Annotated in this window: 12 protein-coding genes; 6 read left to right on the top strand and 6 right to left on the bottom strand. The window is 32.4% G+C overall.

Annotation, left to right across the window (positions count from 1 at the left end):
- Window positions 1–2 precede the first annotated feature (2 nt).
- Window positions 3–896, bottom strand: a complete 894-nt coding sequence (locus tag AAON49_RS07425) for a DUF72 domain-containing protein (RefSeq protein WP_349553819.1) — start codon at window positions 894–896, stop codon at window positions 3–5.
- A 36-nt stretch (window positions 897–932) separates the two neighbouring features.
- Between AAON49_RS07425 and AAON49_RS07420 the strand changes: the two genes are divergently transcribed.
- From AAON49_RS07420 to AAON49_RS07405, 4 genes are read left to right on the top strand one after another with little or no spacing between them, the layout of a single operon-like run.
- Window positions 933–1,973 (top strand): WD40/YVTN/BNR-like repeat-containing protein, encoded by a 1,041-nt coding sequence (locus AAON49_RS07420; RefSeq protein WP_349553817.1) that lies wholly within the window; start codon window positions 933–935, stop codon window positions 1,971–1,973.
- The gene (locus AAON49_RS07415; protein WP_349553815.1) at window positions 1,974–2,525 is read left to right on the top strand and encodes a hypothetical protein; all 552 of its coding nucleotides are present in this window, start codon (window positions 1,974–1,976) and stop codon (window positions 2,523–2,525) included.
- A 1-nt stretch (window position 2,526) separates the two neighbouring features.
- Window positions 2,527–3,768, top strand: coding sequence for a peptidase T (gene pepT, locus AAON49_RS07410; RefSeq protein WP_349553813.1), 1,242 nt, complete (start codon window positions 2,527–2,529; stop codon window positions 3,766–3,768).
- A 5-nt stretch (window positions 3,769–3,773) separates the two neighbouring features.
- Window positions 3,774–4,409 (top strand): HAD family hydrolase, encoded by a 636-nt coding sequence (locus AAON49_RS07405; protein ID WP_349553811.1) that lies wholly within the window; start codon window positions 3,774–3,776, stop codon window positions 4,407–4,409.
- Here the strand turns inward: AAON49_RS07405 and AAON49_RS07400 are convergent.
- The gene (locus AAON49_RS07400) at window positions 4,401–4,940 is read right to left on the bottom strand and encodes a lysophospholipid acyltransferase family protein (protein WP_349553809.1); all 540 of its coding nucleotides are present in this window, start codon (window positions 4,938–4,940) and stop codon (window positions 4,401–4,403) included. The genes AAON49_RS07405 and AAON49_RS07400 overlap by 9 nt on opposite strands.
- Before the next feature lie 44 nt (window positions 4,941–4,984).
- Here AAON49_RS07400 and AAON49_RS07395 point away from each other — a divergent pair, with 44 nt between their 5' ends.
- On the top strand, window positions 4,985–6,274 hold the full coding sequence (locus tag AAON49_RS07395) for a DNA recombination protein RmuC (RefSeq protein ID WP_349553807.1): 1,290 nt from the start codon (window positions 4,985–4,987) through the stop codon (window positions 6,272–6,274).
- On the opposite strand, the gene AAON49_RS07390 is transcribed toward AAON49_RS07395, so the two are convergent.
- Together AAON49_RS07390 and glyA are read right to left on the bottom strand one after the other, a co-directional pair.
- On the bottom strand, window positions 6,271–7,968 hold the full coding sequence (locus AAON49_RS07390; RefSeq protein ID WP_349553805.1) for an FG-GAP-like repeat-containing protein: 1,698 nt from the start codon (window positions 7,966–7,968) through the stop codon (window positions 6,271–6,273). The two genes, AAON49_RS07395 and AAON49_RS07390, sit on opposite strands and share 4 nt — an antisense overlap.
- 48 nt (window positions 7,969–8,016) lie before the next feature.
- A complete protein-coding gene (gene glyA, locus AAON49_RS07385; protein ID WP_349553803.1) occupies window positions 8,017–9,288 on the bottom strand; it encodes a serine hydroxymethyltransferase in 1,272 nt (423 codons plus the stop codon).
- 99 nt (window positions 9,289–9,387) lie between these two features.
- On the opposite strand from glyA, the gene fahA reads away from it, so the two are divergent.
- Entirely contained in the window at window positions 9,388–10,668 is a 1,281-nt protein-coding gene (fahA, locus tag AAON49_RS07380) for a fumarylacetoacetase (protein WP_349553801.1), read from the top strand.
- 57 nt (window positions 10,669–10,725) lie between these two features.
- Here the strand turns inward: fahA and AAON49_RS07375 are convergent, their stop codons facing one another.
- Together AAON49_RS07375 and ytxJ are read right to left on the bottom strand one after the other, a co-directional pair.
- Complete coding sequence (locus AAON49_RS07375) at window positions 10,726–12,303, bottom strand: DEAD/DEAH box helicase (RefSeq protein WP_349553798.1); 1,578 nt, start codon at window positions 12,301–12,303, stop codon at window positions 10,726–10,728.
- The gene (gene ytxJ, locus AAON49_RS07370; RefSeq protein ID WP_349553796.1) at window positions 12,296–12,688 is read right to left on the bottom strand and encodes a bacillithiol system redox-active protein YtxJ; all 393 of its coding nucleotides are present in this window, start codon (window positions 12,686–12,688) and stop codon (window positions 12,296–12,298) included. Before ytxJ ends, AAON49_RS07375 begins: the two co-directional genes overlap by 8 nt.
- Between the last annotated feature and the right edge of the window lie 72 nt (window positions 12,689–12,760).

Here is a 12,760-nt window from a genome sequence, read left to right as displayed (position 1 = left end):
GTTTAAAACAAATTCGTTTGTGCAGTATTCTCTTCGTTTGGAATTTTCAATTGAAGTCCAAATTCTGCATTGATGTTTCTAATAAAGTGTGCTGTTAACAATGGCGATTCTTTTTCTAGGTTTTGATGTACAAAAAAATGGATTTTTTTTAGCCCTAATTCTTTCCATTCTTTCAATCGAACTACCCAGTCATCTAAACGATCGTAATCTGAAGGATGATTTGCTCCTACATATCTAATAAAAGCTTCGTTATTGGTCAATCGCATATGCATCATATCTCTTCTACCAGCTGTATCAACCAATACATTGGCAATATTATAATCTTCTAAGAGCTGAAAGAATTTTTTTGAAATAGTTTCATCAGTAAACCAATCTGTATGCCTACACTCAACAGCTAATGGCAAGCCTTTTGGCCAACTTTTGACAAAATTTTCGAGTATGGCAAAATTTTTCGGTCCAAAATTAGCATGTAGTTGTAAAAAAATTGTTCCTAATTTTTCTCTCAGATTACTAAAATTATCAATATATGAATTGACAACATCTTCTACTCCATTTAAACGTTTCCAATGGCTAATCTCTTGACCTAGTTTTGGAAAGAACTTAAAATTATCAGGAGTTTTATCATACCACTTTTCAAACTGCAGAGCAGGAAAATTCCGATAAAATGTAGCATTTAACTCAATACAATTAAACTGTCTCGAATAATACTCTAATTCATCTTTTGTTCCTCTCGGGTAAAACCCTTTTAAATCGGCTCTATTCCATTTTGCACATCCAATATAAATAGACAAATTATCGTTACTATTTTGTTCATTTAATACACGAACTGTATCTGGATGTGTAGGTGGAATAGTAAAATCAATAATTTCAGGATTGTCTACCTTTCCAAACTTCATAATTTATGTATTTTCGTGGTATCAAAAATAGCAATAATGAAGCGTTTCTTCTTACTCATTTTTACATTCGTTTTCTTTTTCTCTTGTCAAAAAGAATACCAACCCAGAACAATTGATGCAATTTCACTTCAAAAGTATACTATAGATAGCACGAGTATTCGAGCGATTTATGCTGCAGATTCAAACAGTTTATACTATGTTGGATCTAAGGGAGATATAGGTAAAACTACCGATGGAGGAAAAACATGGAACAAGCAGTTTGTCACTTATCAAGATTCGATTGTTCCTCATTTTAGAAGTATGGCTTCTAATGGTTCTATTTTATACGCTTTAAGCATTGGAAACCCAGCATTACTATATCAAGTTAATTCTGGAAACCCAAAAATTGTGTACAAAGAAGAACATGAAAAAGTATTTTATGATTCTATGAAGTTCTTTGATGAACTCAATGGAATTGCCATGGGTGATCCTACAGAAGATTGCTTGTCTATTATTCTTACAAGTGATGGTGGAAAGACATGGCGTAAAATTCCTTGTGATAAACTTCCCAAAACTGACGATGGTGAAGCTGCTTTTGCCGCGAGTAATACAAATATTGCAGTTTTAGGGGAAACTGCTTGGATAGTTACTGGAGGAACGAAAGCAAGATTGTTTAAGACCACCGATTTAGGGAAAACATGGAGTGTATTTGACACACCTATCGTACAAGGCGATGGACCACAAGGTATTTATTCTGTGGATTTTATTGATGAAAACAATGGAATTATATTTGGTGGAAATTATTCGAAAGAAGAAGAAAACACAGCTAATAAAGCAGTAACAATAGATGGTGGCAAAACATGGTCTTTAGTTGCTAATGGTCAATATCCAAACTACAAAAGTTGTGTGCAATATGTACCAGATACAGACGGAAAAGAGATTTTTGCTGTAGGAAAAACAGGTGTTTCGTATTCAAATGATGGTGGATATACTTGGAAAGAAGTGAGTAAAGAAGGGTATTATGTGATTCAATTTGTAGATAGAAACACTGCTTGGCTAGCTGGAAATCAAAAAATTGGAAAATTAACACTGCAATAAATGAAAAGAAGTGTATTTCTTTTGTTACTACTTGTAACAATTGCATCCTGTAACTCTGGTTCACAAATATCCAAAGATTTAGACTGTAATCCAGAGACATATAAAAACCTAGAGCTTGTTGAAGATGTAGATAAAAAGTTCAAAGTTAAACTTCCTGATCATTGGAAAACTAATCTTTATTTCGATAAAAATCAAACATCTATTTTTTCTGCAGACACAACAAAGCAACTTACCAATACTTACACCATAGATATTACATACATTTATAACGAACTGAAGTTAGATGATACGTTTATTCAAAAGTTTAAAACTAGTTTAACTCAGAATCAATTGGTTGAAGCTACTTCCTATGAATTAAAGTTTCAAGGAAAAGAATCGTATTATTCCAGAGCCTTAGGGAAAAGAGGCCGATTTTCTTATCAAGTTTGTAACTTATTTATCAAGGTTAATAGTGGTAATTATATCCATGCAAAAGCTGAAGTTTATGGCGATTCTTTGGTGAATGAAAGAATATGTAATGCCATAAGTTTAATAGAAAAAATAAAATATTAGAATGAATTCGAAACATATCATCAACAGGTTTATTAGTTATGTAACTATAGATACAGAATCTGACCCTAATAATCCAGACTTCCCTAGCACAGAAAAACAATGGGATTTAGCCCGACTTTTAGAAAAAGAGTTAATCCAAATAGGGATGCATAATGTAACTTTAGATGAAAACTGCTATGTGATGGCAACATTACCAAGCAATTTAGATTATGAAGTTCCTACCATTGGTTTTGTTTCACATATAGATACAAGTCCAGATTTTACTGGAGCAAATGTAAACCCTCAAATTCATGAAAATTATGATGGAAAAGATATCATTCTAAACAAAGAACAAAATATTGTATTAAGTCCCTCCTATTTTGAAGATCTTTTGCAATACAAAGGACAAACTATTATCACTACAGATGGAACTACATTGTTGGGTGCCGATGACAAAGCTGGAGTTACAGAAATAGTTTCTGCAATGGAGTATTTGATAAATAATCCTGAAATCAAACATGGTACAATTCGAATTTGTTTTACTCCAGATGAAGAAGTTGGAAAAGGCGCTCACAAGTTTGATGTTAAAAAATTTGGAGCTGATTGGGCTTACACAATGGATGGAAGTCAAGTTGGAGAGCTTGAATATGAGAATTTTAATGCTGCCGGAGCTAAAGTCACTATAAAAGGAAAAATTGTTCATCCTGGGTATGCCAAAGGAAAAATGATCAATTCTATGACCATTGCTAGTGATTTCATCAATAGACTTCCAGCGAATGAAGTTCCTGAAAAGACAGAAGGTTATGAAGGTTTTTTTCATTTGTATTCATTAGAAGGGAAAGTAGAGCAGACAGAACTTCTATATATCATTAGAGATCACGACAAAACAATTTTTGAAGAAAGAAAAGAACTGATTCAAAAAATTGCTGATGATATGAATAAGGAAATGGGAAGTGATTTAATTTCATTAGAAGTAAAAGATCAGTATTATAATATGAAAGAAAAGGTAGTTCCTGTAATGCATATTGTAGATATTGCTGAAGAAGTAATGAAAAGTCTAGACATTACTCCGCTTATCAAGCCTATCCGTGGTGGAACCGATGGTTCTCAACTGTCATATATGGGGTTGCCTTGTCCTAATATTTTTGCTGGCGGTCACAATTTCCATGGACGTTATGAATATGTTCCTGTAGAATCTATCATAAAGGCAACAGAAGTTATTGTAGGAATTGCTCAAAAAGTAGCAGAAAGGTTTAAGAATTAATTTTGATGAATTATAAATGCATCATTTTTGATTGCGACGGTGTTTTAGTTGATAGCGAGACAATCTCTAACCAAGTGGTTGTAGATTTAGCCAACTCTTATGGAGCTAATATTACATTAGAATATGCCATACAACACTTTGCAGGAACATCTTTAAGTTATGTAAAATCCCACATAGAAGAGCTTATTCAACAAGATTTACCTGATAATTTTGAAAAAGACTATAGAAGGATTTCTTTTGAACGATTTCAACAAGACATACAACCTATTCAAGGAATTACAGAATTGTTGGATGAACTAACAATTCCTTTTTGTGTTGCTTCAAATGGTCCTTTAAATAAAATGAAGTTGAACTTAGAGCTTACGGGACTTCTTCATTATTTCAAAGGCAATTTGTTTAGTGCTTATGAAATTAAAAAATGGAAACCAGATCCAACCCTTTTTCTATACGCAGCTAAAACAATGGGATTTCAGCCTAAAGACTGCTTAGTAATTGAAGATAGTATCTCCGGTATTAAAGCAGCTAAATCAGGTGGTTTTGATGTTTTTGCTTTTACAAACAAACACAAAAAAGAAGTTTTTGAAAAAGAGAATGTACCTTCTTTTTCTTCTATGAAAGCAATACGAGACGCTTTAAAATAACTCAGGATTCTTACCTTTTACTCCTTTATAGTAAGCATGAAATACTTCGAAATCTTTCTCCTTATCATTTGTAGGATAATAAGGCTTAGAAATTTTAATTTGCTTCTTTCCAAAATCTAGAGTCCCCATAATGATAGGAACATTAGCTCCTTTTGCTATGTAATAAAATCCTGTTTTCCATTTCTCCACCTTTTTTCTTGTTCCTTCTGGAGATAATGCCAATCGAAATTCATCTCTAGAATTAAAAACATCTACAATAGCATCAACCAGATTGTTACTTTTACTTCTATCAACAGGAGCACCGCCAAGTGCTTTGAAGAGAAATCCAAACGGAGGTTTAAAAAGAGAATCTTTACCAATATAATTGATCTTTTCTCCTGAAGCATATTTTGCTAAAATTCCTATAGGAAAATCTTGCCAACTTGTATGTGGTGCAGCAATAATTACATACTTTTTAATATCCTTGGGAAAATCGCCAACAATCTTCCAACCCAAAATATTCATAAAGATAAACCTAGAGAATCCTTTCATTATGATGAAATAAAAACTAAATTTAAGGACTTATTTTTTAAATGATGTCAGATTTATTTATTTACCTACTTGTCAGTGTTTTAGGAATAGCTTTAGGCTTGTTTATAGGACGATTACAAACTAAAGCCAAATATGGCTCTCTTGATAATGAGAAAGAGATGCTTACAAATACTAGCAATAAACTGAGCGAAGATTTAAGAAAGTTACAATCTGAAAAAGAGCAATTACTCACAGTAAATGCTCGTCAAGACTCAGAATTAAAAGGTTTACAATCAAAATTAGAAGAGAATCAAAAAGATATAGAAAAGCTACAAGAGAAATTCACTAAGGAATTTGAAAATCTTGCTAATAAAATCTTAGATGAAAAATCAAATAAGTTCACGGAGCAAAACAAGCAGAATATTGAGAATATCTTAAACCCTCTTCAAGAGAAGATAAAACTGTTTGAGGATAAGGTAGAAAAGACTCACAAAGAAAGTATTGATTACCATGCGGCTCTTCGCCAACAGATTCTTGGATTAAAAGAATTAAACCTTCAAATGAGCAAAGAAGCCATAAATCTTACCAAAGCTTTAAAGGGTGATAGCAAAGCGCAAGGAAACTGGGGTGAATTAGTTTTAGAACGAGTCTTGGAAAAATCAGGATTAGAAAAAGATAGGGAATACTTTGTACAACAAGCTTACACCAATGATGAAGGAAAAAGAGTAATGCCTGATGTGGTGATTCATTTGCCTGACAATAAAAAGATGATTGTGGATTCTAAAGTATCGCTTACCGCTTATGAACAATATGTAAATTCTGATGATGAATCAGAAAGAGAATCTAACTTAAAAGAACATGTAAGTTCTTTAAAACGTCATATAATTCAATTAAGTGAAAAAAAATATGAAGACATCTATGATATTGAATCGCCGGATTTTGTCCTTCTTTTTGTTCCTATTGAACCTGCTTTTGCTATGGCTTTAAAATTAGATGGTAATATATACAATCAAGCTTTTGAAAAGAATATAGTTATTGTTACTCCTGCTACTCTATTGGCTACGTTACGTACAATAGACACTATGTGGAATAATGAAAAACAACAACGTAATGCCATTGAAATTGCTAGACAAGCTGGTGCTTTGTATGATAAGTTTAATGGTTTGCTAACAGATTTAATTGGTATTGGGAAAAAGATAGATGCTTCAAAATCCGATTACAATGCCGCTATGAATAAATTGGTTGAAGGAAAAGGAAACCTTATAACTAGCGTAGAAAAACTTAAAAAAATGGGCGCAAAAGCTAAAAAAGCCCTTCCAGAAAATATTCTAGAAAGAGCGAACGAAGAAGATTAGTTACGAACTAATTTTATCGTTTTACTCTTGTTGTCAGAAGTTGATACTTTTGCTAAATAAACACCTTTTGCAACGTTTATTAAATCGATTTCTTGAGAGTTATTAATTTCTTTTTTCGCAACCACTACTCTACCTGAAAGATCAAAAACTTCAATAAAACACGTGTTTTCTTCTCCTGTATTAAATTTGTATAAACCTTCTGCACTTGGATTTGGATAAATACTAAAAGTATTTAGCTCCTGACTCTCAACACTTAAAACGATTCCGTTTCCTTCTTGGATAAGAATTGCTTGATTTGGAGTGATATTATTGATAGTTTCTACTTGCCCCGTTTTATTCCACGTAACTTTTACATAATCAATATTAGTAGCTGTTCCTACACCTACAAATTCGTAAGAAGAATTTTGGCCTAAATATCCTTCTCCACTTACAGTATACCTATATTGAATTTTACCACCTGCGGAAATTTCAATTCTATTTCCAACACCATCTTTATTACTACTAACTCCTTCTAATTTGATTTTAAGCCAATTATTGGTGTTTACAGAATTATCACTCCACAGATAATAGTTATCCGTATCGTTCATAACTACAATCTCTGGTCTACCATTATTGTCATAATCACCAATTGCATTTCCATAGCTTTGACCTACATCATTAGAAAGACCTATATTATTCGGAATCGAAAAGATTTCAGCACCGTTGTTGTGATAAAAAGCAGAAGGCAACCTGTTAGGGTCAGAACCGTCTAACATTCCACTTACATATAAATCTAAGTTAGAATCATTATCTGCATCTAAAAATACAGCTCCCCAAGCAATACTAAGGAATTCTGTTCCTGTTGAAGGTGCTGTATTGGTAAAAGTTCCGTCACCATTATTCTTCAATAAATAATTTCCAGCGTCGGTATTAGTTATATAGATATCAAAATGACCATCATTGTTATAGTCTCCGATAGTTGTAGACATGGCATCTATAGTAATACCAGCTCCACTAGAAACAGAAACGTCTGTAAAAGTACCATCACCATCATTCTTATACAATCTATTCATGTCTGCTTTATCATTAGCTACATAAATATCTTGAAAGCCATCATTGTTGTAATCAAAAAATGAAGAACAGAAAGAAAGTTCTCCACTAGAAACAATACCAGCTGCTGAAGAAATATCTACAAAAGTTCCATTATCATTTCTATACAAGTAATTTCTATTCGCTGCATCTTGACCTCTATTAGAAATAAAAAGATCTAAATCACCATCGTTATCTATATCACCAAAGGAAGCTCCATAAGTTAAAAGATCGTTTGTGAATATTCCACAAGTATTAGTAATATCAGTAAATATCATATTACCGGTATTCTCATAAAATCGATTGATTCCATTTAAACTTGTGGTGAAAAAATCTTTATCTCCATCATTATCAAAATCAACCCACATTACAGATTTAGCCAAATCTTTATTATCTATTCCTAATAGTTCTACTTTAGAGAAAGTGCTATTTCCATTATTCTCAAGAAAAATAATCTTTTCTGTGGCATCTGTAGAATATGTAAGGTCATCCCATCCATCATTATTAAAATCTGAAAAAGAAACACCACCTCCAAAAACACTATTACCATAACTATAATTTGCACCTGCTGAAGTTGCCTTGTCAAAAAAATTGAACTGAGCTAACACAGATGTACTAACCAGCATCAAAAAAAATGTGCAAATTGTTTGGTAATTTTTTATCATATGAAAGTTTTAAACAAATAAAGGTCTGTGGTTCATAAAATTATGAACTTTCTCTGCAATTTTACTTAAAATTTCTTCTTTCTCAAAATTTTGAATGGCTTCATCTATAAATTCTACAACAGTAACCATATCGTCTTCTTTTAGACCTCTGGTAGTTACAGCAGGTGTTCCAATTCGAATTCCTGAGGTGACAAAAGGAGATTTATCATCAAACGGAACCATATTTTTATTTACGGTAATCTCTGCTTTACCTAAAGCAGCTTCAGCTTCTTTACCTGTAATGTTTTTATTTCTAAGATCAATCAACATCATGTGATTATCTGTTCCGCCAGAAATTATATGGTATCCTTTTTTAACAAAAGCATTAGCCATAGTAGCAGCATTCTTCTTCACTTGAATTTGATAGTGTAAAAATTCATCTGTTAAAGCTTCACCAAAAGCAATTGCTTTTGCTGCAATGATATGCTCTAATGGCCCTCCTTGATTTCCAGGAAAAACAGCACCGTTTAATAAAGCAGACATTTTCTTTGGTTTACCACTTTTTAATGTTAGACCAAACGGATTGTCAAAATCTTTACCCATTAAAATTAGTCCACCTCTAGGGCCTCTTAATGTTTTGTGTGTTGTAGTTGTAACAATATGACAATGAGGTATCGGGTCATTTAAAATTCCTTTTGCAATCATTCCAGAAGGATGAGAAATATCTGCCACTAAAATAGCATCAATGCTATCGGCAATTTCTCTGAACCTTTTAAAATCGATGTCTCGAGAATAAGCAGAAGCTCCTGCTATTATTAGCTTTGGTTGTTCTTGGTTAGCAACTTCTTGAATTTTATCATAATTCAAAACACCAGTTTCTTTCTCTACTCCGTAAAAAGATGTTTTGTATAGTTTTCCAGAAAAGTTTACGGGTGATCCGTGTGTAAGATGTCCTCCATGAGAAAGGTCAAAACCAAGAATCTTATCTCCTGGTTGTAAACAGGCTGCAAAAACAGCTGTATTGGCTTGTGAACCAGAATGCGGTTGCACATTGGCATATTCTGCTCCATACAATTCTTTTGCTCTATCTATTGCAATCTGTTCAACAATATCAACAACTTCACATCCTCCATAATATCTTTTATTAGGATATCCTTCTGCATATTTATTTGTTAAAACAGAGCCAGCTGCTTCCATTACTTGTTCGCTTACAAAATTCTCTGAAGCAATTAATTCTATCCCATTGATTTGCCTTTCTTTTTCAGCGTCAATTAGTTCAAAAATCGTAGTATCTCGTTGCATTGTTAAAATTTAATTAAGAAATCCAAATGTAATGAAAAAACGTTTTGAGGATTGTAACTTTCTACTATATTTGATACAAACTTTATTAACAACTTTTTAATGGAAATTACAGCAAACAATCCTAAAAGAAAATCATGGTTGAAAGTAAACGAGAATTCTGATTTTCCTATACAAAATATCCCTTTTGGGGTTTTTATAACAAAAGATGATATTATTACTATTGGAAGTAGAATTGGTGATTTTGCAATTGACCTTGGAGCGCTTCATCAATTAGGGTATTTTAAAGGAATTCCTTTAACTGACGATATCTTTTTGCAGGATAATTTAAATGATTTTATTGCAGATGGTAGAAAAACATGGAGATTGGTTAGAAATCGTATCGCAGATATTTTTGATGTAACCAATGGCGAGTTGAGAGATAATGCAGAGCATAAAGATAAAATCATTTTTAGAATGGATGAAGTTGAAATGTTATTACCTGTAAGTGTTGGTGATTATACCGATTTTTATGCTAGTAAAGAACATGCAACTAATGTAGGTAGTTTGTTTAGAGACCCAGAAAATGCGTTGTTACCTAATTGGTTGCAAATTCCAATTGGATATCATGGTAGAAGTTCTTCTATCATTCCTTCTGGAACTCCAATAAGAAGACCTTTAGGACAAACAAGACCTGCTGAAGGATCTAAAACTCCTGGTTTCGGACCTTCTAAGCTTTTAGATTTCGAATTGGAAATGGCATTCATTACTACAGCTTCAAATCATTTAGGAGAAAGAATTCCTATTGAAGAAGCCGAGGATTATATCTTTGGATTGGTTCAATTTAATGATTGGTCTGCAAGAGATATTCAGGCTTGGGAGTACGTTCCTTTAGGTCCATTTTTAGGAAAAAACTTTGCGTCTACAATTTCTCCTTGGATTGTTACTTTAGATGCTTTAGAACCTTTTAGAGTTGACAACCCAAAACAAGACCCTCAACCACTTCCCTATTTGCAACACAAAGGAAAGGGAAGTTTTGACATTAATCTCCAAGTAGGAATTCAACCAGAAGGCGAAAAAGAAACTGTAGTTGCCAATTCTAATTTTAAGTATATGTATTGGACTATGGCACAACAATTAGCACATCATACCGTAAACGGTTGTCCTGTGAATTCTGGTGATATGATGGGTAGTGGAACCATTTCTGGGCCAACTAAAGATAGTTTTGGTTCGATGTTAGAATTAACTTGGAGAGGTCAAAATCCTATCAAATTATCTGATGGAACTGAACGTAAATTCATCAACGACAATGATACTGTAATCATGAGAGCCTATTGTCAAAATAATACAATTCGAATTGGTTTTGGCGAATGTGTTGGTAAAGTTTTGCCAGCAAAAGAATAAAGAAAACTAATAATTAAGTATAAAAAAAGCTTCCTTATAATCAGGAAGCTTTTTTATTTACTCATCTTCTATAGGCGGATGCCCAAATATCTTTTCATAATCACGATCAAAATTTGCTCGTAAGTAAGCATTTAATTTTTTTCTATAATCATCTTTTAACCAAGTAACAAAATTGTGAGTGCTTTTAGAAATACATTTAGCATATCGGTTAATTCTATCATCGATCTCTTCTCCTAAGAGTTTAGCTAATGCAAGAGCGTCCCATAAGTCTTCACTGTTTTCAATACATATCTTTGCATGATGAGCAATTGATTTTTCTAATACTTTTTTAGAAGATTCACCAGCTGCTATTGTATCACGATATTGTTTCTTCATATCAAAATGAAGGTCTGTAGATTTAGCAAACTCTTTTTTCAAATCTCCAGTGAACTCAAAAGTAAAGTTGCTTTCAATTTCTTCATCAGAAAGAATTGCATCTAAGTAGTAATCAGGAGCTTTAAACATACGTTGCCAATCTAAATTAGCTCCCCAAGGACCAAATCTATGAAAGTTGTTTCCTAAATCTACCACTCTAAAAGTTGATTTATTTTCTAAGATTCGAGAACCACGTCCAATCATTTGGTAGTATAAGGTTAATGATTTTGTTGCTCTATTTAGAATAATAGATTCAATTGTAGGTTCATCAAAACCTGTGGTTAAAATACTTACCGATGTAATAATAGCATTAGGAGTCTTCTTAAACCAAGTTAAGATGAAATCTCTTTCTTTCTTAGTATTTGTATTGTCTAAGTGAGCTATAGGATATCCTGCTTTTTTAAACGCATGAAAAACTTGTATTGATGTATTGATTCCATTATTGAAAATCAATGTTTTCTTTCCTTTTGATGTTTCTTCATAAGCGCTTACCAGTTTTGATAGCATATCATTACTCGCATAAAGATCTTCCGATGATTTTACCGTATAATCTCCATTTGCGCCAACTTCCAACGTAGTTAGTCCAACATTATAAGAATAAAATTCTGCACTAGACAGATATCTATTATCAATTAAATACTGTATAGACTCTCCAACGTATAATTCATCATAGTTCTCATACATTGGTAATTTCACGTTCGAGCTCAACGGTGTAGCTGTAACACCTAGTATAATCGAATTATCAAAAAATTTAAAAATTTTGGTAAATGAGTTGTAATGGGCCTCATCAACAATAACCAATCCGATATTAGAAATATCTAATTTATTATCATTAAGTCGATTGTTAAGAGTTTCTACCATCGCTACAAAACAATCATAACTATCTTGATCATCTAATTTAGCTGTGCTATTGATAATTTTATTGTTCACTCCAAACTCGTCTAACATGTTAGAGGTTTGCTTACTTAACTCAATTCTATGAGTAAGTACTAAGACTTTTTTCTTGTAAAGCGAAAGAAAACGTCTGGCGATTTCAGAAAAGATAACAGTTTTTCCTCCTCCTGTTGGAAGTTGATACAATAAATGATAATTTTCAGCAGCTCCTTCAAACTTCTTAAAGACTTCTTCTATAGCTGTTTTTTGATACTCATATAAGTCTTTTCCTACGGTGGTATTCTTTGGTGTGTTGATCTTAAAAAACTTTTTAAAATTTCTATTCAATGAATTTTGATATATCTATTTGGGTAATATCATAATGAGAAGCGTTTGCAACAGCAACTTCATTCTTTATTATTAATAATTGTGGCGATTCATGTAAAACTTGAAATGTATAGCCTACTTCATTAGAAACATCTCTATAATTTAGAAGGTCTAAATAATATACTTTGATAGAACGCATTGATTCATCAAACATCTTTTCAAATTGTTTAATGACCATTCTACTAATTCCACATCTAGTAGAATGTTTAAATATAAGAACCGTTTCTGATTTTGATAACTCTTTGATAGATACTAATTGATCTATCGAATTAAGAGGTAACCAATTTACATTACTAAGCTCTTCTTTTTTTTCACTCCGTCCAAATAACGTATTTAATAAACTCATATAATTTGTTTTGTGATGAGTCGGATTTTAAAAATTGTGCTTTCAAAATTATGCAGAATTTTAGTTTTGTAA

This window comes from Pseudotenacibaculum sp. MALMAid0570 (genome assembly GCF_040151415.1).
Taxonomy (GTDB): domain Bacteria; phylum Bacteroidota; class Bacteroidia; order Flavobacteriales; family Flavobacteriaceae; genus Polaribacter.
The sequence above is the reverse complement of the archived record's forward strand: the minus strand, read 5'-3'. Positions and strand labels throughout refer to the sequence as shown.